The 22,431-nt window shown below is 58.6% G+C and carries 18 protein-coding genes and 1 pseudogene; 7 read left to right on the forward strand and 12 right to left on the reverse strand.

The features are described from left to right. Nucleotides 1-360: 360 nt before the first annotated feature. Both O3675_RS05310 and O3675_RS05315 read left to right on the forward strand, forming a co-directional pair. On the forward strand, nucleotides 361-1,986 hold the full coding sequence (locus O3675_RS05310) for a TrkH family potassium uptake protein (RefSeq protein ID WP_371571397.1): 1,626 nt from the start codon (nucleotides 361-363) through the stop codon (nucleotides 1,984-1,986). Beyond that, nucleotides 1,979-2,641, forward strand: coding sequence for a TrkA family potassium uptake protein (locus tag O3675_RS05315; RefSeq protein ID WP_005504725.1), 663 nt, complete (start codon nucleotides 1,979-1,981; stop codon nucleotides 2,639-2,641). Before O3675_RS05310 ends, O3675_RS05315 begins: the two co-directional genes overlap by 8 nt. A gap of 216 nt (nucleotides 2,642-2,857) precedes the next feature. On the opposite strand, the gene proC is transcribed toward O3675_RS05315, so the two are convergent. Beyond that, nucleotides 2,858-3,703 carry a pyrroline-5-carboxylate reductase gene (gene proC, locus O3675_RS05320; protein ID WP_371571399.1) on the reverse strand — a complete coding sequence of 282 codons (846 nt, stop codon included), beginning with the start codon at nucleotides 3,701-3,703 and terminating at the stop codon, nucleotides 2,858-2,860. 354 nt (nucleotides 3,704-4,057) lie between these two features. Between proC and O3675_RS05325 the strand changes: the two genes are divergently transcribed. From O3675_RS05325 to O3675_RS05335, 3 genes are all read left to right on the forward strand, one after another. After that, nucleotides 4,058-5,467, forward strand: coding sequence for a chloride channel protein (locus tag O3675_RS05325; protein WP_371571400.1), 1,410 nt, complete (start codon nucleotides 4,058-4,060; stop codon nucleotides 5,465-5,467). A 468-nt stretch (nucleotides 5,468-5,935) separates the two neighbouring features. Beyond that, nucleotides 5,936-6,646 carry a DUF6318 family protein gene (locus tag O3675_RS05330; protein ID WP_371571402.1) on the forward strand — a complete coding sequence of 237 codons (711 nt, stop codon included), beginning with the start codon at nucleotides 5,936-5,938 and terminating at the stop codon, nucleotides 6,644-6,646. A 298-nt stretch (nucleotides 6,647-6,944) separates the two neighbouring features. Then, nucleotides 6,945-7,850: a hypothetical protein gene (locus tag O3675_RS05335; protein WP_371571404.1), complete on the forward strand. Its 906-nt coding sequence runs from the start codon at nucleotides 6,945-6,947 to the stop codon at nucleotides 7,848-7,850. A 296-nt stretch (nucleotides 7,851-8,146) separates the two neighbouring features. Here the strand turns inward: O3675_RS05335 and O3675_RS05340 are convergent, their stop codons facing one another. The 5 genes from O3675_RS05340 to O3675_RS05360 form a co-directional block, all read right to left on the reverse strand. Further along, entirely contained in the window at nucleotides 8,147-9,379 is a 1,233-nt protein-coding gene (locus O3675_RS05340; protein ID WP_371571406.1) for a hypothetical protein, read from the reverse strand. Nucleotides 9,380-9,394: 15 nt separating this feature from the next. After that, nucleotides 9,395-10,435, reverse strand: a complete 1,041-nt coding sequence (locus O3675_RS05345; protein ID WP_371571408.1) for a hypothetical protein — start codon at nucleotides 10,433-10,435, stop codon at nucleotides 9,395-9,397. Between the two features lie 111 nt (nucleotides 10,436-10,546). Next, a complete protein-coding gene (locus O3675_RS05350) occupies nucleotides 10,547-11,518 on the reverse strand; it encodes an exopolyphosphatase (protein WP_005508285.1) in 972 nt (323 codons plus the stop codon). Between the two features lie 292 nt (nucleotides 11,519-11,810). Beyond that, complete coding sequence (gene topA / locus O3675_RS05355) at nucleotides 11,811-14,627, reverse strand: type I DNA topoisomerase (RefSeq protein WP_371571410.1); 2,817 nt, start codon at nucleotides 14,625-14,627, stop codon at nucleotides 11,811-11,813. A 339-nt stretch (nucleotides 14,628-14,966) separates the two neighbouring features. Beyond that, complete coding sequence (locus O3675_RS05360) at nucleotides 14,967-15,425, reverse strand: pyridoxamine 5'-phosphate oxidase family protein (protein ID WP_044145909.1); 459 nt, start codon at nucleotides 15,423-15,425, stop codon at nucleotides 14,967-14,969. 144 nt (nucleotides 15,426-15,569) lie between these two features. On the opposite strand from O3675_RS05360, the gene O3675_RS05365 reads away from it, so the two are divergent. Further along, nucleotides 15,570-17,336, forward strand: coding sequence for a methyltransferase (locus O3675_RS05365; protein WP_371571413.1), 1,767 nt, complete (start codon nucleotides 15,570-15,572; stop codon nucleotides 17,334-17,336). 2 nt (nucleotides 17,337-17,338) lie between these two features. Beyond that, nucleotides 17,339-17,887 carry a pyrimidine dimer DNA glycosylase/endonuclease V gene (locus tag O3675_RS05370; protein ID WP_371571414.1) on the forward strand — a complete coding sequence of 183 codons (549 nt, stop codon included), beginning with the start codon at nucleotides 17,339-17,341 and terminating at the stop codon, nucleotides 17,885-17,887. Between the two features lie 261 nt (nucleotides 17,888-18,148). Here the strand turns inward: O3675_RS05370 and O3675_RS05375 are convergent. The 6 genes and pseudogenes from O3675_RS05375 to O3675_RS05400 form a co-directional block, all read right to left on the reverse strand. Continuing rightward, nucleotides 18,149-18,235, reverse strand: a pseudogene (locus tag O3675_RS05375) (luciferase); the annotation flags it as partial. Nucleotides 18,236-18,273: 38 nt separating this feature from the next. Beyond that, entirely contained in the window at nucleotides 18,274-18,924 is a 651-nt protein-coding gene (locus O3675_RS05380) for a cation diffusion facilitator family transporter (protein ID WP_005508275.1), read from the reverse strand. Beyond that, the gene (locus O3675_RS05385; protein ID WP_049327487.1) at nucleotides 18,921-19,280 is read right to left on the reverse strand and encodes a helix-turn-helix transcriptional regulator; all 360 of its coding nucleotides are present in this window, start codon (nucleotides 19,278-19,280) and stop codon (nucleotides 18,921-18,923) included. Before O3675_RS05385 ends, O3675_RS05380 begins: the two co-directional genes overlap by 4 nt. Before the next feature lie 195 nt (nucleotides 19,281-19,475). Then, nucleotides 19,476-20,567: an LLM class flavin-dependent oxidoreductase gene (locus O3675_RS05390; RefSeq protein WP_371571416.1), complete on the reverse strand. Its 1,092-nt coding sequence runs from the start codon at nucleotides 20,565-20,567 to the stop codon at nucleotides 19,476-19,478. 298 nt (nucleotides 20,568-20,865) lie between these two features. Further along, nucleotides 20,866-21,363, reverse strand: a complete 498-nt coding sequence (locus tag O3675_RS05395; protein WP_005508270.1) for a GyrI-like domain-containing protein — start codon at nucleotides 21,361-21,363, stop codon at nucleotides 20,866-20,868. Continuing rightward, a complete protein-coding gene (locus O3675_RS05400) occupies nucleotides 21,363-22,274 on the reverse strand; it encodes a rhodanese-related sulfurtransferase (RefSeq protein WP_371571418.1) in 912 nt (303 codons plus the stop codon). Before O3675_RS05400 ends, O3675_RS05395 begins: the two co-directional genes overlap by 1 nt. Nucleotides 22,275-22,431: the final 157 nt, after the last annotated feature.

The raw sequence follows: 22,431 nt of genomic DNA on the forward strand, positions 1-22,431 counted from the left end.
CGGAAATTACCTTCAAAAATTCTGAAAGACCGCTGAATGCTACCTCAATATGAAGCACTGAAGGGGAGAAAAGCATGAAGTGCCTATCACATCTCGTGGAGATTTCCTGTATCTCATCCTAGGCATATGCGAGCCACCCAGACCCTCAATACTTATATAGCTAATTCAGAATATATAGTTTTCGTGGTTCCACCCACAAAACCAACCGCACGCCTTCTCCAAGCTCACATATTTACCCCCAAACCACCAGAGCCTCAACCCCCTCAGTAGGCACCCGGCGCGATACACTAGAAGGCGTCAAAACAGGCACATATCCGCCACCCAACACACCAACACCCAGACACCCGCTGAAGGAGGCGCATGGGACGCATCATCCGCCGCACCCGGCGCCGACACCACCACCCCCAGGGCCAGCTCAACCGCCGCTGGGACACCCTCAGCGGCACCACATCCGTGTCTCAAAAGCAGCAGGTTCACCGTAGTCGACGCGACCGTCTCGAGGCCGAAAACCTTAGCATCCTCACGAGTGTGCCCGGTATTGACCTCGATCGTCTGCTTGCCCTACGCGACCACGTGAGCGAAACCTCCGAGGTTCAGCGTAAGCGCGCCCCCATGGGGTTCAATCTGCAGACCCTCGAACGGTTCCGTGACTTTATTGACGTGACCGTTCTTGCCTCGCCTTCGCGCACCGCAATCACTGCGTTTCTGCTGGTCATCATCTTCTTTACGCTCACCTTGCTACTGCCCATCTCCTCCAATGATGGGCAGCCCGCGCCTTTCCACCACGCATTTTTTACCTCTACCAGCGCGGTGACGGTGACCGGCCTGACTACCGTCTCCACCGCCGAGCAGTGGTCCACCTTCGGTCAGGCAATGATTCTTGTGGCTTGTCAGGTCGGTGGTTTGGGCACTCTAACCATTACCTCCCTGCTGGCGCTGGCTATCGGCCGTAAGATGGGTCTGCGCACCAAGCTCATCGCACAGGAAGACCTGAACATCAGCCGTCTTGGCGAGGTCGGTGGCATCATCAAGAGCGTCTCCTATGCTTCATTCTCCATCGAGGCAATCATTGCGCTTGTGCTGATTCCTCGTTTCCTGACCCTCGGCGAAGACCCGTTCCAAGCCATCTGGCACAGCATCTTCTACGCTATTTCAGCTTTCAACAATGCAGGCTTCACCCCGCACTCAGACGGCATCGTGCCCTACGGCCATGATCTCTTCCTGCTCGTGCCCATCTGCATTGCCGTGTTCCTGGGCTCGCTCGGTTTCCCTGTTTTCATTGCGATTCAGCATCATCCTTTCCGCCCCCGCCACTGGTCGCTCACCGCGAAGCTGACCACCGTGACGACCCTGTTTTTCTTTGCTTTTGGCGCGTTCTTCTGGGGTCTCTTCGAGTGGAACAACCCCGCCACCATCGGCGGCTACTCCGCAGGCGACAAGGTTCTGAACGCCATTTTTGCTTCTGTAATGATGCGTTCGGGCGGCTTCAATCTGGTCGACATGAGCAGCATTACCCCCGTCTCCACGCTCCTGACGGACATGCTCATGTTCATTGGCGGCGGCTCCGGCTCGACCGCGGGTGGCGTGAAGGTCACGACCATCGCCGTGATTGCCCTGTCTATCCTTGCTGAGGCGCGAGGCGATCAGAAGGTTGTCGCGTTCAACCGCACCATCCCCGAGTCCTCCCTGCGTATTGCTATCTCCGTGATTGTTATGGGTGCTACCGTGGTAGGTGTCGGCGCCGCGTCGATTCTGATTATTAGCGGCGCGGACCTCAAGGAAGTCATTTTCGAGGTCATCTCCGCCTTCGCGACCTGCGGCCTCTCGAATGGTCTCTCCTCCAGCCTGCCGCCGGCGGGTATCTACGTGCTCAGCGGCCTGATGCTCATTGGCCGTGTGGGCACCACAACCGCCGCGACCGGCCTGGCGCTGCGTTCACGCCGCCGCCTCTACAAGTTCCCCGAAGAAAGGCCCACCATTGGCTAGTGCACATAACGCCCCCGTCCTCGTGATTGGTCTGGGACGCTTCGGCTCCGCGGTGGCGGCCCAGCTGCGCCTGCAGAACAAGGAGGTCCTTGCTATTGAGAAGGACCCCGAGCTGGTGCAGAAGTGGTCCGGCGTGCTGACGCACGTGGTCTCCGCCGACGCGACCGATATCGACACCCTGCACCAGTTGGGTGCGGACGATTTCGGCTCCGCCGTGGTGGGTGTGGGCACCTCCGTGGAGGCGTCCGTGCTGATTACCGCGAACCTCGTAGACATTGGTGTGGAGCGCATCTGGGCGAAGGCTATTACCCCCGCGCACGGCAAGATTCTGGAGCGTATCGGCGCGCACCACGTGGTCTACCCGGAGGCGGACGCTGGCCGCCGCGCCGCGCACCTGGTTTCGGGTCGTCTGCTGGATTACATTGAGTTTGATGACGACTTTGCGATTGCGAAGATGCGCCCGCCGAAGGAAACCCACGGCTTTACCCTCGCCGAGTCGGATATCCGCTCCAAGTACGGCGTGTCCGTGGTCGGTATTAAGTCGCCCGGTGAGGACTTCACTTACGCGGACGCCACCACCCGCATTCATTCGCGTGACATTCTGATTGTGTCCGGTCAGGTGGACCTGATTGAGCGTTTCGCGGCGCGACCCTAAGCGCGTTTTTCCTCACTGCGGGGGTTATCTTCCCCAGCTCTGCTGGTTTTGAGGAACCTGCGTTTGAGGAGCCCGTGATTAGACATAGAAAAGCAAATAGACATAGAAAAACAGCCTCTTCCCGTTCTGCCGGGAGGAGGCTGTTTTTCTATAGTTTCACCTAGTCAGGGGGATGCTACCGGACGGTATTAGTCTCCGCTGGTTAGTCCCCGCCGATTAGTCCTCGTCAGCGGTGTACAGCTGGCTCATTTCCGCCGAACGTGCCGCACAGGCGCGCATCGCATCCTCGGTCAGCTGGAAGAGGCCACCGTCCACGAAGGTGTTCAGCGCACGCTCGGTGGTGCCGTTCGGGCTGGTCACGGCGCGGCGCAGGGCAGGCGCATCCGGGTTGGTGTCGAGCAGGAAGCCCGCACCGGCAACGGTTGCGCTGGCAAGCTTGAGGGCGGTGTCTGCGTCCAGGCCGAGCTTCTCACCGGCGGCTGCCATCGCCTCCGCAAGCAGGAACGCGTATGCCGGGCCGGAACCGGAGACGGCGGTGACCGCATCCATCTGATCTTCGCGGACCTCAACAACCAGACCAACGGTGCCCAGGACCTCTTCGACGAGCTTCTTCTGCTCGTCCTTCACGGTGTCGGTGGTGGAGATGGCGAGCACGCCCTTGCCCACGGAAGAGGGGGTGTTCGGCATGCAGCGAACAATGGGCTGACCTGCGGGAAGGCACGCGGCGAGGGTTTCGAGGGTCACGCCAGCAGCAACGGACACCACAACAGCATTAGGCGCAAGGGCGGGTGCGATATCGCGGGCAAGCTCAACGATGCCGTAGGGCTTCACGCCGAGCAGCACGACGTCTGCGTGGGCGGTTGCCTTGTGGTTACCGTCAGCTTCGCCGCCGGTGGTGATGATATCTACCTTGTCGCCGAGGCGCTGGGCGAGGGCGGCACGAGATTCTTCGCTACGCACGGTAGCGCGGATATGGGCGGGGTCGTGGCCTGCGGCGAGCAGACCCGCGGCAATGGAGCCGTTCATGGAGCCGGTGCCGAGAAAAGCAATAGTTGCGGTCATCGTTGATCCTTCCTAAGGGGGCGCCTGCGCCGGGTGCCGGCAAGGTATGTGCCGCCGGTGTGTTCCGGGGGCTAGTGTTCGGTGCGCGGCGGGCGCGTGGAGGCGTACCCTTCCAGCATAGCGGGTGCGGCTACGGGCATATGACCTGGCTCGTGTTTCTTCCGCGTTTTCTGGGCAGCGGCTTCACCTCATGCTCCGCGACCCAATGCGCGGGGCTCCGCTTCTCACGTTCTGGCATGCCGGGGAGGGCGTAATTCTGCGGGCGTAGAATGAAAACAGCTTCACCCGCGGCAGTTTGCGCCGGGCATGAAGCCTTCAAACCACACAGCACGCAACACACAAACCCCTTTTTCTATGTCTTCTCATACTGGTTCTTCCTCGAAATCTTCCTCGAATAGCCCGCAGAATCCTGCGGGTTTCCGTTCTTTTTCGTTTCGCCTCCTGCTGGGGCTGACCCTTGCCGCGCTGGTCACGGGCGTGTTCAGCGGCTTGGGCGCGATTGCTCTGCATTATGTTCTGGACTTTATGCAGGAGCTAACTTTCGGTCAGGCTGAGGGGCATCACCCGATGGTGACTGACGGTGCCGATCCGGCGCGTCGTGCCCTGGTTTTGGCGGCGCTGGGTCCGTTCGTGGCGCTGGTGTGGTACTACCTGCAGTCCGGTGGGCGGCGTGTGGTCGGCGTGAAGTCGCAGATTGCCGGTGCTACCGAGGAGAACCGTACCCCGTCGCTGTGGCGGCAGATTTCGCATTCGGTGATTCAGATTGTTGCTGTGGGTGCGGGCTCTCCTGTGGGTAAGGAGGTCGCGCCTCGTGAGCTGGGTGCTTTGGCGGCTGGCCGTACCGCGAACCTGTTGGAGCGTCTTGGTTTTGTGGGCGCTGATGGTGCCCCGCTGTTGGGTGTTCGTGAGCGTAGTCTGCTGGTGGCGGCGGGTGCGGCGTCTGGTTTGGCGGCGGTGTATCAGGTGCCGATTGGTGGCGTGGTGTACCTTGTGGAGGCGATGGCTGTTGGTTTGAGCCTGCGGTCGCTGTATGTGGGTGCGGTGACGGTGTGGACGGCGACGGTCACGGCAAATCTGGTGATTGTCAATGAGCCGACGTACCCGGTGCCGCAGCTTCCGTTGGATGCGACGACGCTGACAGTGGCGGCGCTGACGGGTGTGGTGTTGACTCCATTGGCGTTGGGTTTTAGGGCGTTGTCGCAGCGTGCGGAGAAGTTGAAGGCGAAGGATCGTTCTCTTCTGTGGCGTATTCCTGTGGCGTTTGCGCTGGTCGCGGTGGTTTCGCTGTGGCTTCCGGAGATTCTGGGTAATGGTCGTCTGCTGACTCAGCACACGTTTAATGTGTCGTTGGATGCGGCGGCGGGCGGCTTGTCCGCGGCGGCGGCCTGGTATGTGGTGGCTCTGTGCGTGGCGAAGGCTGCCGTGGTGGTGTTGAGTCTGCGTTTCGGTTCTTATGGCGGTACGTTGACGCCGGGTTTGGCGTTGGGTGCGGCGGCTGCGTTTAGCGTGGCGGCGCTGGTACTGTGGGCGTTCCCGGGTTTGGGCGGGGTACCGGGTGGCGCGTCGATGGTGTTGTATGCGGCGGCGTTGACGGGTACGGCGGCGTTTTTGGGCGTGTCGATGAATGCGCCGCTGTCTGCGCTGACTCTGTTGATTGGTTTTACGGGTCAGGGTGCGAGTGCGTGGCTGCCGATGGCGGTTGCGGTGGGCACGGCGGTGCTGACGCGCTGGGCGTGGATGAGGGCGTTCGGCACTAAGAAGTAGCTTTCAGAAATAGGGGCGGCCCCGGATGCGTGTGTGCGTCCGGGGCCGCCTGCTGCGTTTGGGTTGCTCGGCGGAGGTGGAAATTTGGTAATGACTTAGCAATTTCAGTCATGACTTAGCGTCTTTGGTAATGGTTAAAACTCCAGCCCAAAGTCACTAACCCATTACCGAAAAAGCTAAACCATGGCACAAATTCTGCAGAAGCAGCACCTCCGCGGGCACAGAGATATTTGATACATAAAACATTGAGAAGCCCGAATAATGATCAACCACCGCCACAACCCTCAAAAGAATGCAAACGACCGCAAACATGCGGTAGGGTGGTAACTGTAGTGCTCCATAACGCATTGATGCGTTTGTTGGGTGCGCTACGGGGTTGTTTTCCTTCCGGTGGTCAGTTTGACCTGTGAAAAGCGGCCCGACATGCACATATATCACACCGTCACCGACGATAGGAGCGTATCTTCTATGGATTCGACCATTTTCAACCGCCGCACCCTGCTGGGCGGCGGCGCACTTGTGGGCCTGGGGGCCCTGCTTGCGGCGTGTGGCCAGCAGGCTGATAATGAGGCGGCAGCCACCTCGACTGCAACGCCGAGCGAGACCACTTCGGCATCTGCGGCGGCATCTGATGCTGCTTCTGCTTCCGCTACTCCGAGCCCGCGAGTCACTCGCGGATATTCAGGACAATCCAAAGCTCCCGACGGTGAATACCGTAAGGCCGATGGCTATGGACCCGCACAGAACGTCCCCAAGCCTCGTAATGAGCCCGCTCAGTACCCTGAGACCGAAGAAGGCCTCATGAAGATGATGCAGGACTGGCTGGTTGCACACAATTATGGAATTCAGACTGGCGATTGTTCGTATGCTTTCAAATATGTCATGAAAGATACCGATGAATATAATTCATATAACTATACGGAATCGCTCTACGAACGTGGAGGATGGATTATCGGAGGTTTGGAGTCTTACCAGGCTGAAAGCTCTCTGATTTACGATGACCAGAAAAAGAATTATCGAATGAAGTTCAGCATTCTATGGTCGACTGTTACGTATGTAAATCCTGACGGCCATCTTGAAATGGAGGCCAATACAGATACCACCAATGATTCTTTCTACTTCTTGTATACGTACTCTGACGGATACTGGAAAATTTCCGGATCTGATTTTGGAGGATAGCATTATGACACCGTCAAAATCTACTTCTAAAAAAATTTATATCCTCCTATCCGCATCTATCCTTGCTATAAATTCAATCTCTGGTTTTTCTACTTCTATGGCCAGTGAATGTACGCAGAAAAATTCTAATGGACATTGTGTAAAGGTTCAGCGGGATAATCAACCTAAAAAGGATACTCATTCAAAAAAATCACCTTCTCACGACCAATCTAACGGAACAGATATTCCAAGTGAGGGATCATCTTCTGGTGCCTCGGTAGAAGCAGCACGCAAGAGTTGGGAGGATAACCACATCCCAATGCGTGATGGCACTAATCAAACAGTCTACGGAACTGTACCCGAAGCTCGAAAAGCCGGAGATGCAGAATGTTACACGAAAGTAGACCGACGTCCGGGGCATTACACCATAGGGCCTCTACCTCAGGGAGATAACGCCAACAAAATCCCCAACCATGTTGGCGGCCGTTACTGCGTACCCGACGACACCAAAACCTTCACCTCGAATGACCCCGCGCAGCCCAAGGGTCCTTCTCCTGAAGAAATGCTCCAAGAAGTTGAGGACCAATTCGCTAAAACCGATATCCAAGCTCCTGTTTTGAAGCAGTCCTACAACCTTGGCTCTGGTCAGGGTAACGACAACCCCAACGTTTACAAGAATCAGGCAGTCAACTTCTACGTTGACGCGCCCACCGCACGTTGGGAAGGTGACCTGATGATTGGCCATGTGGAGATGGAGTCCTATCCTACTCAGATGACCATCCAGTATGGCAACGGTGATGAGGGTAGCTTCTACACGATGGGTAAGCCGGTTAGCAGGGCACGTGGTGAAGAGTCACGCAAGACCGCGACCAGTTATGTGTATAAGCGTTCGGGTAACTTCCACGCTTACGCAACGGTGTCTTATTCTGGTCGTTTCCGTGTGAACGGTGGCGACTGGCAGGCCCTGGATGTCGTGTTGACGAAGGAAACTGTCGACCCGCTGCTGATTCGTGTGTGGTGGGTTGACGTGGGACGCGTCGGCGGCACCTGCGATGAAGACGACACTCGTTGGGGCTGCAAGAACGACCCCACCATGGGTAAGAAGGATAACCCAAATCCGCGTCTGCGCAAGGCTGATATCCGTACCGGCCAACGCTGGCATCTGAATGATAGTGGTGATGGGGACACGGAGTATTCGTTGCACCGTGACTGGCCCGATATGTAAACCAGTTCTGACCCAATATATAGATAACCGCAGCAGGCGGCCCCGGATGCGTGTGCATTCGGGGCCGTTCTTGTTTTGCGGTACTGCGCTGAAAGTTGTGCCATAGATTAGTGTCTTTGGTCGTAGTTAAAAGCCATGGCAGAAGACACTAAACCATGGCACGAATTCTGTACGTGTTACAGCCCCATAGCGAGAAGCCACATGTGTTTCCAGAAGCCACTTATGATGTGGCTGTTCGAAACACATGTGGCTTCTCAATGTTTGCCCTCGGGGAGTCAGAGGTTATCTAGAGCAAATCAGTTCTTGTCTTTCTTATCTGAAACTGCTCTATCCTGAGCAAGCGATTCTTCGCCTACAGGGTTCTTAGCATCAACTTCAAATGCCCCCTCAAAATAAGAACCGTAGGGCTTTCCACTCTTATTAAACTTTTCAAGAAGAATATATGGAACTGCAGCCATTAGAATCTTCACAGGAGGAATATACCATTTATCCCTTCTCCATATTTTAGGGACATTAACTAAAGCAGCATATTCTTCATCCACCATCGAATATCTCATTCGCGCTACATTTCTAGCACGGGAAGAAATTAATTTATTTAACTGTTCACGAACATTTTTAGGGGCGTATTTATTTGATATTTTAAGATACTCATATCGAGTTATTTCTTCCCAGCTAATAACATTTCCGAAAGATCTGGAGATAACGTACGTGACGCGAACCAAAACAACCGACAACAAGGATAAAACCAGGGTAACAACAGGGAAAAATAAAACTAAATACTGTGAATCAGAAGGAACACTCCCCGGATCTTGAATAAGCGAGAATGAAACATTTACAAGATCAATGTAATATATGATATATTTTATTGATACAAAAACCAAAAAAATACATAGAATAAACTCCGCCAACAAGGATGCAAAATTTTTAAAATTCGGCAGTGACCTTATGTCTCCCATCCATTGCCCCGTAATATAAGATTCAGGAATTTTCAACAACCTCTTCCGGGCCTGAATATCACGACACTCAGAGAGCACCTTGTGTTCCCAAGATAAACGCTCTAAAGCAATTTTGCGACACTTTTCAATCTCTCTATACTCTGGTGAAGCGATTGCCAGCGCATCTACATTCTCAAAATTAACAAGGTCTTTATAAGTCTTAGAAATTTCTAAAAGTTCCTTATACCGAGCTAATTCAGGTGGTTTAGAGCGCTTGGAAAAATCCATCTGCTTATCAGCTTTACGGCCATTCCACCACGCAACAAGATATGGGCTTGCAAAGGTAACCAGAGGACCGACAAATACGGGCCATAAGTTATTTAGTGTAAGCACATTCTCGGTTCCTTCAGCTAGCACCTGCGCTAACAGTAGTTGGTTCATCATCGGTGATTGTTCCTTTCCTAGCAGGCGGCCCTGGATACGGAAGTGTTCGGGGCCGCTTTTTAGCACATCTTCTGTACGGGCTACAGCCCCATAGCGAGAAGCCACATGTGTTTCCAGAAGCCACTTATGACGTGACTGTTCGAACCACATGTGGCTTCTCCGCTTTTACCCCTGCGGATGCGTAGGTTGGGATTTTTCTGATGTGTCAGAGTCCTGTGATTGAGTATCTTTACGCCCCAATTTTTCCTTCAAATCACCATTCAACAGCTCTTCTTTGTAGGATCCCCACAAAACACTATCCTGATTTTTAAAACCTTTTCGAACATAATAACCAGGCTTAAAATATGTCACAGTTTTCATAAATAAAGCAATTATTCTATTCTTACTCTCCCATGGAGAGTAAATAACCTCTAGATAATCGGGAACGAAAATAGAGTACCTTAATTGCCTCGCCATCATACTCGCTTCCAAATCTAAATTCACTTCAAATCCCCACCCGTGAGATATTAATATTTTACGAAAATAATAGGTAGATTCAGCAGCCCCACTCAGTCCATCAGGTACAAATGCACAGACGAAAGGCACCATGATTGACGCACATACTATAGCCACCAATGATGCCCAAAAATCACGCCGGTCACCGTTAAGCGCAGACAATACAAGAGAAGCAAAGAGAGAAGCAAGAAGAAGAGCCCAAATTAAAAACGATATAAAATAGGGTGTAAACCTTGGATGAATATATGCATCTGAACTTGTTATTGATTCACCATCCTTGGTGTTAACAATTCGGAAAATCTTCGAAGGGCTAATCTGCATCAACAATTTCTGAACAGCCAAGTTAGGGCAAGTAGCAAAAACTTTACGCTCCCAAACGGCACGATCAAGAGCCGCTTTTCGAGATGCTCTAATTTCTTGATATTCTTTTTCAGCACCTTCGAAACTATTAGCTCTCTCAAATTCCATGAGCTCTTTATATTTTTCAGATACTTCAACCCACGTCTTATAACGAGTTAGCTCCGGTGGAGTAGCTTGTTTCGACAGCTCCATCTGCTTGTCAATCTTTCGACCGCTCCACCACGCGACAATAATTGACCCTAGAAGACCAATTACAGCAGGTATCCATCCCGCCCACGGGAGAGCATTAAAAGTTTGAGTAGCATCAATTCCTTCAGCTAGCACCTGCGCTAACAGTAGTTGGTTCGTCATCGGTGATTGTTCCTTTCCTACATCTTTGTCGGCGGGATATACACGTTATATGCGGTGACCCCGCAGGCCGGTTCCCATTACGCACCAGCCTGCGGGGTTCATCATCATGTTCTACTCACCCAGGAGGGTCTTCGGGTTGACCGGTGTGCCCGTGCCCTCCGCCAGGTGCTCAATACGCTTCAGGATCAGGCCCTCACGCAGCGCCCACGGGCACACACGCATCGTCTCAACCCCGAACGCCTCCATCGCCGCCTCCGCCGCAATAGCGCCCGCCAGCATCTGCTCCGCACGCGCCTTCGAAACACCCGGCAAATCGCTACGCTCAGACACCGTCATCGCCTCCATACGACGAGTCCACAGGCGCAAATCCTGCAAATGCATCTCACGCTTCACATGCGGGCCCGCCGAATACGGCGCCGCACCACAAATACGCGCCAACGAACGGAACGTCTTCGACGTACCAACCGTCATATCCGGCGCACCATAACGCAACAGGTTCTCCGCCACCGGGGCAATCTGCTCACGCACATACTTACGCAGACGCTTCACCTGCTTCGGCTTCGGCGGCTGCTCATCAAAAAACTCACGCGTCAGACGGCCCGCACCCAACGGCACGCTCATCGCCGCATCCGGCAACGCATTCGTACCCGTCGAAAACTCAAACGAGCCGCCACCAATATCAAAATCAAGGATGCGTCCCGCACCCCAGCCCTGCCAGCGGCGCACCGCAAAGTACGTAATCGCCGCCTCCTGATCACCCGAAATACCGTTCAGGCTCACGCCGGTCTGCTCACGCACCTGATGCAGCACCGCCGCACCATTACCCGCCTCACGGATAGCGCTCGTGGAGAACGCAAGCAGGTCCTCCGCCTCATTCTCGATCGCGAAGTCGCGGGCGCTGGTCACGAAGCGGGTCAGCGCGTCCGCGCCCTCCTGCGAAATATTGCCCTCAGCGTCGAGGTACTGCACGAGCTGCAGCGGAATCTTATGGGACGCGTAGGGTTCGGGGCGCGCTCCAGGGCTGCCGTCAATCAGTAGCAGGTGGACCGTATTCGACCCGACATCCAGAACTCCCAGGCGCACGATGCGCTCCCCTCCCCCGCCCCGCGGCGGGATATTGTCTGTGTGCGGTACCGCAGGTGCGGCGCCTCTTCCAGTCTGTCAGAGGCGCGGCTCACTCCGCAAACAATCCGGGCGGATGCCCAGCATCAGCACAGCGCAAGCCTAAGAAACGCAGCGCGGGCAAAAAAAATGCGCAGGGCATGTACTCTCCCGAGCACGCGAAAGGCGCAGGAGGCGCCCCACCCCGCTAAGGGGTTCGGGACGCATCCTGCGCCTTCAAGTAGAAACGCTACTCGGCTGACGACGCGGCAGATTACTCGGCGGTCTTCTTCGCCGCGGTCTTACGAGTGGTCGTCTTCTTCGCGGTAGTAGACTTTGCGGTCGTCTTCTTAGCAGTAGTCTTCTTGGCGGTAGTGGTCTTCTTCGCGGCGGTCTTACGCTTGACCGGGCCCTTCGCGCGCTTGTCAGCCAGCAGCTGCACCGCACGCTCGTGGGTCAGCGACTCGACCGACTCCGCACGCGGAACCGTAATGTTCGTAATACCGTCGGTGATGTACGGGCCAAAGCGGCCGTCCTTCACCACGATCTTCTTCTCGCTGACCGGGTCCACGCCCAGCTCAGCCAGCGGAGGCTTAGCCGCCGCACGACCGCGCTGCTTCGGCTGGGAGTAAATCTCCAGGGCCTGCTCCAGCGTAATCGTGAAGATTTCGTCCTCGCTGCCAATCGAGCGGGAGTCCGTGCCCTTCTTCAGGTACGGGCCAAAGCGGCCGTTCTGCACGGTGATTTCCACGCCCTCAGCGTCGGTACCGAGCACGCGCGGCAGGCTCATCAGCTGCAGTGCCTGCTCAAGGGTCACGGTCGCCAGGTCCATGGACTTGAACAGGGACGCGGTGCGCGGCTTGGCGGGCTTCGGCTTCTTCTTCGGCTTGGGCTTGCCGTTCTTGTAGTATTCGGTCGGCTGCGCGTCCAGGTACGCCTGAATCTGCTCCTCGGTCATCTCCTCGATCACCTCGGTGACGTAGGGGCCGTAGCGGCCGTCGCGTGCCACGATCTGGTTGCCGGAGACCGGGTCCACGCCGAGCACACGGCCGTCGGACTTGCCCTGTTCGAGCAGTTCGCGTGCCTTCTCTTCGGTCAGTTCGTCCGGTGCCAGGTCGGCGGGTACGTTCGCGCGAATCGGTTCGGTCAGTTCGCCGGTCTCGGTGTCGAGGGTGCCTTCGGCTTCCAGGTAGGGGCCGAACTTGCCCACGCGCAGCACAATGCCGTCCGCAATCGGGATGGAGTTGATGCTGCGGGCGTCAATCTCGCCGAGGTTGTCGACGATGGGCTTCAGGCCGCGCTTGGAGCCGCCGCCGAAGTAGAACTCGCCCAGCCATTCGACGCGGGATTCTTCGCCGCGTGCGATGCGGTCGAGGTCTTCTTCCATCTGCGCGGTGAACTCGTAGTTTACGTAGGGGCCGAAGCTGGATTCGAGCAGGCGCACCACGGAGAACGCGATCCAGGACGGAATCAGCGAACCAGAACGAACGTTCACGTATCCGCGGTCCATGATGGTCGAAATAACCGCCGCGTAGGTGGACGGGCGGCCAATGCCCAGCTCGTCCAGGGTCTTCACGAGGGACGCCTCGGTGTAGCGCGGGGGCGGCAGGGTCTCGTGGCCGGCGGGTTCAATCGCCTCGGCGGTCAGTGCCTCGCCGGTGGTCAGGTTCGGCAGGCGCTTCTCGGCATCCTTCGCCTCACGCTCGGCCACGCGGGATGCGTCAACGCCCTCCTCGTAGGCCGCGAGGAAGCCGCGGAAGGTGATGACGGTACCGGATGCAGCGAACTCGGCGTCCTGGCCGTTAGATGCCACGGCGCCCAGGCGCACGGAGGCGGTGGAACCGGTCGCGTCAGCCATCTGGGAGGCGACGGTACGCTTCCAAATCAGCTCGTAGAGGCGGAACTCGTCGTTGGACAGAGAGCCGCGCACGGCGTCCGGGGTGCGGAAGGTGTCACCCGCGGGGCGGATTGCTTCGTGGGCTTCCTGTGCGTTCTTGCTCTTGGAGGTGTACACGCGCGGTGCGGAGGGCACGAATTCTGCGCCGTACAGCTCGGATGCCTGGCGACGTGCGGCGGAGATTGCCTGCTCGCTCAGTGCCACCGAGTCGGTACGCATGTAGGTGATGTAACCGTTTTCGTAGAGGCGCTGCGCCACCTGCATGGTCACGCGGGAGGAGAAACGCAGCTTACGTGCGGCTTCCTGCTGCAGGGTGGAGGTGGTGAACGGCGCTGCCGGGCGGCGCTTGTACGGCTTGGTCTCAACGGAGCGTACCGAGAACGCGGCGGACTGCAGGGCTACGGCGAGCGCGCGGGCGGCTTCCTCGTTCAGATGGGTGACCTTGGAGGTGTTGAGGGTGCCGTTGTCGGCGAAGTCCTTGCCGGTTGCGACACGGTTGCCGTCTACGGCGACCAGCTTGGCGTCGAAGCCTTCGGAGGCTACGGTCAGGAAGCGTCCGGTCAGGTCCCAGTAGTTGGCGGCGACGAATGCCATGCGTTCGCGTTCTCGCTCAACCACGAGGCGGGTTGCGACGGACTGCACGCGACCTGCGGAGAGGCCGCGGCCGACCTTGCGCCAGAGTACGGGGGAAATTTCGTAACCGTAGATGCGGTCGAGGATGCGGCGGGTTTCCTGCGCGTCGACCAGGTGCAGGTCGATATCGCGCAGTTCGCCGAAGGCACGCTGAATGGCTTCCCGGGTGATTTCGGGGAAGGTCATGCGGTAGACGGGTACCTTAGGCTTGAGGACTTCCTTCAGGTGCCATGCGATGGCTTCACCTTCGCGGTCACCATCGGTTGCCAGGTAGAGCGCGTCTACTTCTTTGAGCTTGCGCTTGAGTTCGGCGACCTTTTTCTTCTTGTCGGGGTTGACCACGTAGTAGGGTTCGAAGTTCTCTTCAACGTTGACAGCGAACTTACCGACGGGGCTCTTTTTGAGGTTTTCGGGCAGTTCGGAGGGCTGCGGAAGGTCGCGGATATGGCCCATGGATGAGTCGACAAGGTAGTCCTCGCCGAGGTAGCTGCTAATGGTTTTGACCTTGGAGGGAGACTCCACAATCAGCAGGGCTTTTCCGGTCTTTGCCTGAGCGGGCACGGCACTCCTCTATCTGTGTGTTGAAAAGCTACGTATTCAACCATAACCTACGCTGGCGCTTGTGGGCGCCGACAGGGTGTGGTGTACGCGGGGTGAGGTGATCGGTGGGGGTGTAGTTTATGTTGGGTTGATGTGGTGCGCTCGGTGCGTTTCATGCGGCGAGCGCGCGGTGGCCCGGCGCGAGGCGAGCTGGCACGGTTCTAGTTGATGTGGACCGGGCGTGTTGAAGCTTGCATGAGTGCGCAGGGTACTCGGTACATCATACGGTACCGGAGCGGTGGTGTGTGCACGGTGGTGTGTGCGGGTGCTGGGGCGCACCGCACTCGCTCACCTGCGTTTCTAGCTGGTGAGGGTGTCAGAGTCGGGGTGGGTGCCGTCCAGGTATGCGGGCAGTAGCGGGTATTCGCGGCCGTACACGGTCTGCGGCGCAATGCGTACCCACTGCATTTCGTGGGTTTCGGAGTCGGGCAGGTCGAAAGTGCGCACAATCTGCGGGGTCATTTCCGGCGGCAGCCAGTGGGCGATACCGACCACGATGACGGAGCGGATGCCGTCTTCGAGGGTTTCGTCGATTTCGAAGGCGACGCGGCGGCTGACCACCACGGAGGAGAACTTGTTGCCGCGGGTGGTGCGGATGTAGATTTCTTGCTTGTCGTCTTGGCTGGCGACGGCATAGAGCACGGGCAGCACATCGACGTGCTGTCCGTCAGTGAGGATGAGGCGGCCGAGAGTGTTCGCGTGCAGACGCTCCCAGCACTTGTCGACGCTGATACTTTCATCGGGGTACAGGTTACTCATGGCTTCAGTGTATGCGATGGGGTGGGTGCTCTTGCGCAGATGACGGTTTTGGTCAGTGGGTGGGTCGGGGCTGTGTCATTGCGCTGCCGCCTATACGCGGTGGGCGCGCCCGGGCAGATGCGGCGGGTGCGTAGAATGGTGTGCATGACTATTTCTGCTGCCTCTTTCGCTCCCGAGTACGCCGCCGTTGCGGATGCTCCTCGCAGCGATGATTACGCCCGCCTGACCCGCATCCGTGAACGCCTGTTGGCGTTGAACTACAGCTATGACGCTGTGCAGGATTTGCTCGGTGTTGAGGCGGCTGAGGCGATGGCTCGCGACCAGGTGGTTCCGGGCTTGTGGCGTGTGGAGCATATTCTGCGCGGCGGTTACAGCGCGGGTGAGAAGAACCTGGCGCGTCTGCTGGCGTTTTTCTTGCTGGCTCGTCCGCTCACTGAGGCTGAGGCAGCCGAGGTTTTCGGCGATGCCCTGGTTGACTTCGAGAATGCCGCGCTGATTGAGCGCGACGCTGCGGATTCTACCCGCTGGTCCGCGAGCGTTGATTTGCGCCCGCACGCCGCCGATGACGGCACCGAAATCTTTGTTGCCGCCGATCTGGGTGCGCATCAGCGCCCCGGCGTGCTCCGTAAGGATCACGTGCTCGGCATTGGTCACGCCTCCCTGACTCTGGCGCAGATTACCGAGCGCACCCCCGTCAGGCGCGCCCTGGATGTGGGCACCGGCTGCGGTATTCAGACCTTCCACCTGCTCGCCCACGCTGAGCACGTGACCGCCACCGACATTTCGGAGCGTGCCCTGGCGTTCACCCGTTTTAACCTGCTGCTGAACGCGCAGGCGCTCAATATTGATCCGCAGAACCCGCAGGCGCGCGTGAGCCTGCGTGAGGGTTCCCTGCTGGAGCCGGTCGCCGGTGAGCTTTTCGACCTGGTGGTGTCGAACCCGCCGTTCGTGATTACCCCGCGCGTTGCCGGTGAGAGCGCCGAGGAGCAGTTCACCTACCGTGACGGCGGCCTGCCCGGTGACGAAATTGTGAGCACGATGGTGCGTCAGCTGCCGTCGGTGCTGGTGCCCGGTGGTCGCGCGCAGATGCTGGGCAACTGGGAAATTATTCGCGATTCGGCAGACCCGGAAGCACCGCGTCCATGGGATGAGCGCCCGCGTGCCTGGGTTGCCGACGGCGGCGCGGAGGCGTGGTTTATTCAGCGTGAGGCGCTGACCCCCGCCTCCTACGCGGAGACCTGGTTGAAGGACGCGAGCGAGAACCGCGACCGCAGCCACTACGAGCAGACCTACGTGGCGTACCTGAACGACTTCGCTTCCCGGAACGTTCATTCTATTGGTTTCGGCATGATTTGGCTGCGCCGCCCGACCGAGGCGACCGCGGCAGGGGTGACCGAGCCCCTGCAGCGTTTCGAGGAGATCACCTACCCGATTCAGCAGCCCATCGCCCGCGCCCTCACCGAGTCCGTGCGCCGCTACGACCGCCTCGCCGCCATGGACGATGAGGCGATCCTTACCGCGCACCTGGAGGTTGCCGAGGATGTCACCGAGGAACGCCACGGCCGCCCCGGCGCCGAGCATCCCAGCGTCATTTTGTTGCGTGCCGGTTCGGGTCTGTGCCGCACCCAGCTGCTCTCCACCGAGACGGCTGGTTTTGCGTCGGCGAGCGATGGTGAGCTTGCCGTGGGTCAGATTGTGGCGGCTCTTGCCATGCTTCTGTCCTGGCCCGAATACGACGAGGCGGCAGCCGCGGCACGCGGTACGCAGGAGCAGCATCCGCGCGACACCCTGTTGCACGCGGTGCGCGAGCTGGTACTCAAGAGCTTCCTGCACTTTAGCGACGAGCACGCGGGCGCAGCATCGGCTGACGAAAATACCGCTGAGGTACATGCGGCAGAAGCGCAGGGTTAGGTGTGCGTATTTGGTCCCTTCACCCCTGTCTGCTCGATCGGCGCGCCCTGGTCGCCTGCTGGCGTGAAACCCTGCTGGCGCAGAAGGTGCTGCGGGGTCTGACTCGCGGGTACACGAACCATCCGCAGCTGATTCGTTTTCGCGCGCATCCGCAGCCGCTGGAGGCGGTTGCCGCCTACCTGTCCGGGCTGGCGGATGAGGCGGATGCCCGCGGCTACTCGTTCAACCGCGCACTGATTGGTGCGGGCGAAGATGATGCGGGCAAAGATAGCACAAACGAAAATAGCGTAGGCAAAAACGGTACCGATAAAAACTGCGCTGACAAGGCAGGAAACCCGTACGCTTCGGTCGCGCATATTCCCGTTCCTCTGGGTCAGTTGGAGTACGAGCTCGCCTTTCTGCAGCACAAGGTGGCGGGGCGCGACCCCGAGTGGGAGCATCGGTTGAGCGAGCGCCTGGCGGCGCGCGGCGGGCTGGCTGCGTGTGCGCATCCGCTGTTTGAGGTGGTTCCGGGCGCTATTGAGCCCTGGGAAAAGACGAAGGACTTTTAGACAGAGGGATTTCTAAGAACGTGAGCATAGTAATGCCCCGGCAGAACCCTTGCGGGTGCCTGCCGGGGCATCGCTGTATGTATGGCTCAAGCTGTATGGGAACAAACATCTCAGCGCATTACAGAGTGCTGGAAACAGCTTGGCACGGGGTCTTTACCCCAGGACCTTTGTCCAAGGACCTTCACCTCAGGACCTTTACTTGGTGGTCAGCGCGGGCTTAATTTCCTTCACGATTGCGGCGAGCATCTTCAGGTTGAAGTCCACACCCAGCTGCAGTCGACCCGCCGCAATGAGATCGGCCATGGCGGCAAGTTCAGCCATGTAGAGCGGGTTTTCGTAGCGCATGTCTGGGTTGCAGCACTGGCTCTTCATCGTCGGGTGACGGGTCAGTCGTCCTCGTCTTCGAGGTCCTCTAGCACTTCGAACGGCGACTCGACGTCGCCGCGCCAGGCCTCCAGGCCTTCGCGCACCGCGAGCACCGCCACGACCAGCGCCGCGACCGAGTCAGCCCACCACCAGCCGAACAGGCTGTCGAGGACGAGGCCGATGAACACTGCACCGGAGAGGTAGATACACAGGATGAGCTGCTTGGCGTCGGCCATCACGCTCTTGGAGCCCAGCTCCCGCCCGGTGCGGACCTCAATCCACGCCAGCAGAGGCATGACGACCAGGCTCAGCGCGGTGATACCGAGACCCAGCGGGCTGCGGTCAGGGCCCTCCTGGCCGACCAGGGCCAGCACCGCGTCGATCGAGACGTAGGCCGCCAGCGCGAAGAACGCGATGCCGATGGCCTTGACGGTGACCGTTTCCCACCGCTCAGGGTCCTTGCGGGTGAACTGCCAGGTGACGGCCGCGGCCGAGAGTACCTCGACAACCGAGTCGAGCCCGAAGCCAATGAGCGCCGCGGACGAGGCGAGGACGCCTGCCCAGACTGCGACGATTGCCTCGATTACGTTGTACGTGATCGTGAAGCCGACGATGAAGCGGACGCGCCGGTGCAGCATCGCGCGGCGTGCGGTGGTCAGGGTCTCGCTCATGCTCCCGCCGCCGTTCCACAGCAGCCCGACACCGAGCATGCCGGGTCGATGCACGGCGCGGCCTCGTCCACCGCGAGCGTGACGTCGATCAGGGACGTCAGTGCCGCGGCGAGGTGCGGGTTGGCGATCTCGTAGCGCGTCTGGCGGCCCTCGGGCTCGGCGACGACGATTCCGCAATCGCGCAGGCAGGTCAGGTGGTTGGACACGTTCGAGCGGGTCAGCTCCAGCTCGCGCGAGAGCACGGCTGGATAGCTCGGGCCGCCGAGGAGGGTCATCAGAATCCGGGAACGTGTCGGGTCGGCCATGGCGCGGCCGAGCCGGTTCATGACGTCGAGGTGTGAAGCAATAGTCAGCATACGATGACTATACAGTGATAACTGACCAATTGTCCACTTGTGCGGGCTGCCGCACGTGCTCCGCGCCCTTGCCCTCGGGAGGCGGCAGAGTTCGCGCTCATCAGCGACCACCGCCCATCACGGAAGCGACAGCGGCACGCTGGCGTGAAACCCTGCTAGCGCAGAAGGTTCTGCGGGGTCTTCACCTCAGGGTCTTTACTTGGTGGTCAGCGCGGGCTTGATCTCCTTCACGATTGCCTCAAGCATCTTCAGGTTAAAGTCCACACCCAGCTGGTTCGGGATTGTCAGCAGCACGGTGTCCGCCACCTGGACTGCCTCGTCACGGGCGAGCTCTTCGGCAATATCCGCCGGGTCGCCAATGTAGCTACGGCCAAAGCGGGAGAAGCTGTTGTCAATAATGCCGGTGTAATCCTGCGAGTCCTCCGCTGCGCGGCGACCGAAGTAGCGTGCCGAGGTTTCATCGATAACGGGCAACACCGAGCGGGACACCGAAACACGCGGAACACCCGAATTGCCTGTCTTCACCCACTCGGAGCGGAAGAGGCGAATCTGCTGCGCCTGCTGCTGATCGAACGGAATGCCCTTATCTTCCAGCATCAGGGTTGAGGACATGAGGTTCAGACCCTTCTGCGCGGTCCACACGGCGGTACTGTCGGTGCCTGCACCCCACCAGATGCGCTCACGCAGACCCGGCGACTGCGGCTGGACGGGGGCGTACTTGCCGGGAACGCGAGCGCTGGGTGCCATACCCTCACCCTCGATTGCCTTGAGGAAAATGTCGAGGTGACGGCGCGCCATATCGCTCTCGTTTTCACCTTCTGCCGGGTAGTAGCCGAAGCTCTCAAAGCCGCGGATAACGGATTCGGGCGAGCCGCGGGAGACACCAAGCTGCAGTCGACCCGCCGCAATGAGGTCTGCCATGGCGGCAAGTTCTGCCATGTAGAGCGGGTTTTCGTAGCGCATGTCAATCACGCCGGTGCCGAGCTCGATGCGTTCGGTCTTGGCGGCGATTGCGGAGAGTAGCGGGTAGGGGGTTGCCTGCTGCTGGTCGAAGTGGTGCACGCGGAAGAACGCGCCGTCCAGCCCGATGTCTTCGGCACCTACGGCAAGGTCGATTGCCTGGTGCAGAGATTCTGCGGCGGAGGGTACGCGGGAGCCGGGAACCTCAGCCCAGTGGCCGAAGGAGAGGAAGCCGAGCTTCTTCTCCTCACCGCGCATGGGTTCGAGGTGACTGATGCGGATAGACTCGTCGAGCTGCGGGGTGCTGGGGTTAGTGGGGGTGCTCATTGTTTTTCCTTGATGGGTTGCGCCCGGGCTCGTGTAGTGCCGGGCTGGTGGTTTAAATCTAAACCCAAATACTTTACATTTCAAGTATTTTGTTTCGGAGTATTACACACAGAGCACCGCTCCCCTTCGCCGCACACACCACCCGCACGCCTCATCCGCCCGCACGCCCCACCCACCCGGCGCACACATACCGCCACAAAATGCTGGCACAAAATACAGTCGAAAAAGGGCACAAAAAAGCCCGGCGGCACGAACACATCGCACCACCGGGCCCTTCTATTCAACAGCTAAAACTGCCCTAGGAACGCTTTACCAGCGGAACCCACAGCTCCATACGGTAATCAGCCGCCTGCATATCGCCGCGACCGTACACCTCAAGGCCACCCACCGGGCGGTACTGCGGATTCTTCGCGAAGAACGCCTCCTCAAAGCTCGCAAAGCCAGCCGGAATGGACTCCGAAATCGGGCCGGTCACCTCAACCACCGCGTAGGTGCTCGCAGGCAACTCCAGCACGCCCAGACCAAGCTTCGCCGCGCTCGCCGGCTCCGACACAAGGAAGCCCGCCGTGTAGCGGACCTGCCCCTTCGGGTTCGGCTGAGTGCACACGCCCAGGTACTGGGTCACCTTCAGAACATCCAGCATCGCCGGGGACGCCTTCTGATTCAGCTCATCCCACAGCGAGGAGAAGTCGCCATCCAGGGGGAACACCTGCGAAACGCCGGCAACGACCATCGCCGGGTGCTCCTCAATGCGAGGTTCAGAAATCTGAACCGCGCCGCCCTTAGCGGCTGCCATTAGGCGTTCGCCTCAGCTGCTTCGCGGTCCACCGAGCACTCGGGCACGCAGTGGCGCTTCGCGTCATCAGCTGCGCACTCGGGGCAAAGCAGAACCAGCTCGCGGCAGGAATCGTTGGAGCAGTTCTCGAACTTGTTCGAGGGGGCGCCGCACTGTTCGCACTTGCCGATGGTGACGGTGTCCGGGGTGAATTCCATGTGCATGCGCTTGTCGAAGACATAGAGCGAGCCTTCCCACAGTTCCTTATCGCCGTACTTCTCGCCGTAACGCACGATGCCGCCGTCGATCTGGTAGATCTCCTTGAAGCCGCGGTTCTTCATCAGCGCGGAGAGAATCTCACAGCGAATACCGCCGGTGCAGTAGGTGACGACCGGCTTGTCCTTAATGTGGTCGTACTTGCCGGACTCGATCTCGCGGATGAAGTCGTGGGTGGTGCGCACGTCGGGAACGATAGCGTTCTTGAACTTGCCAATCTTCGCCTCGAATGCGTTACGGCCGTCGAAGAAGACCACTTCGTCGCCGCGCTCTTCAACAAGCTTGTTGACCTCTTCAGGCTTCAGGTGCACGCCGCCGCCAACGACGCCGTTCTCGTCCACCTGCAGCTCGTCGGGAGCGCCGAAAGCCACAATCTCGTCGCGTGCCTTCACGGATAGGCGGGGGAAGTCCTCCGCGCCACCCTCGGACCACTTGAACTCCATGTTCTTGAAGCCGGGGTACTTGCGGGTTTCCTTGGTGTACGCCTTGACCGCGTTGATTTCGCCGCCGAGGGTGCCGTTAATACCGTGCTTGGAAATGAGGATGCGCCCGCGCAGGCCGAACTTCTCACAGAGGGCACGCTGCCAGAGCATGACCGCCTGCGGGTCGGCGATGGGGGCGAACTGGTAATACAGAATAATCTTATTTTGAGCCACGAAACTATTTTATCGTCATATACGTCTAAAGCATGCAAATTTTTTGATATGTGCGCACTGACTAAGGGGTTGGCGGCGCAGAAGCGGTGCTGGGGGCGGTTCTGGGACAGGATTAGGGCGGGGTTAGGTTAGGGGCTAGGCTCAGGGTCGGGGCAGG

The organism is Rothia sp. 27098_8_27 (assembly GCF_041432805.1).
GTDB lineage: Bacteria > Actinomycetota > Actinomycetes > Actinomycetales > Micrococcaceae > Rothia > Rothia mucilaginosa.

Bases quoted from the DNA above. Each gene is read 5' to 3' on its own strand.
- O3675_RS05380 (WP_005508275.1), bottom strand. From the start codon at position 18,924: ATGAGCGAGACCCTGACCACCGCACGCCGCGCGATGCTGCACCGGCGC.
- O3675_RS05340 (WP_371571406.1), bottom strand. From the start codon at position 9,379: ATGTGGTTCGAACAGTCACGTCATAAGTGGCTTCTGGAAACACATGTG.
- O3675_RS05385 (WP_049327487.1), bottom strand. From the start codon at position 19,280: ATGCTGACTATTGCTTCACACCTCGACGTCATGAACCGGCTCGGCCGC.
- O3675_RS05360 (WP_044145909.1), bottom strand. From the start codon at position 15,425: ATGAGTAACCTGTACCCCGATGAAAGTATCAGCGTCGACAAGTGCTGG.
- O3675_RS05310 (WP_371571397.1), top strand. From the start codon at position 361: ATGGGACGCATCATCCGCCGCACCCGGCGCCGACACCACCACCCCCAG.
- O3675_RS05335 (WP_371571404.1), top strand. From the start codon at position 6,945: ATGCGTGATGGCACTAATCAAACAGTCTACGGAACTGTACCCGAAGCT.
- O3675_RS05395 (WP_005508270.1), bottom strand. From the start codon at position 21,363: ATGGCAGCCGCTAAGGGCGGCGCGGTTCAGATTTCTGAACCTCGCATT.
- O3675_RS05390 (WP_371571416.1), bottom strand. From the start codon at position 20,567: ATGAGCACCCCCACTAACCCCAGCACCCCGCAGCTCGACGAGTCTATC.
- O3675_RS05345 (WP_371571408.1), bottom strand. From the start codon at position 10,435: ATGACGAACCAACTACTGTTAGCGCAGGTGCTAGCTGAAGGAATTGAT.
- O3675_RS05365 (WP_371571413.1), top strand. From the start codon at position 15,570: ATGACTATTTCTGCTGCCTCTTTCGCTCCCGAGTACGCCGCCGTTGCG.
- proC (WP_371571399.1), bottom strand. From the start codon at position 3,703: ATGACCGCAACTATTGCTTTTCTCGGCACCGGCTCCATGAACGGCTCC.
- O3675_RS05325 (WP_371571400.1), top strand. From the start codon at position 4,058: ATGTCTTCTCATACTGGTTCTTCCTCGAAATCTTCCTCGAATAGCCCG.
- O3675_RS05330 (WP_371571402.1), top strand. From the start codon at position 5,936: ATGGATTCGACCATTTTCAACCGCCGCACCCTGCTGGGCGGCGGCGCA.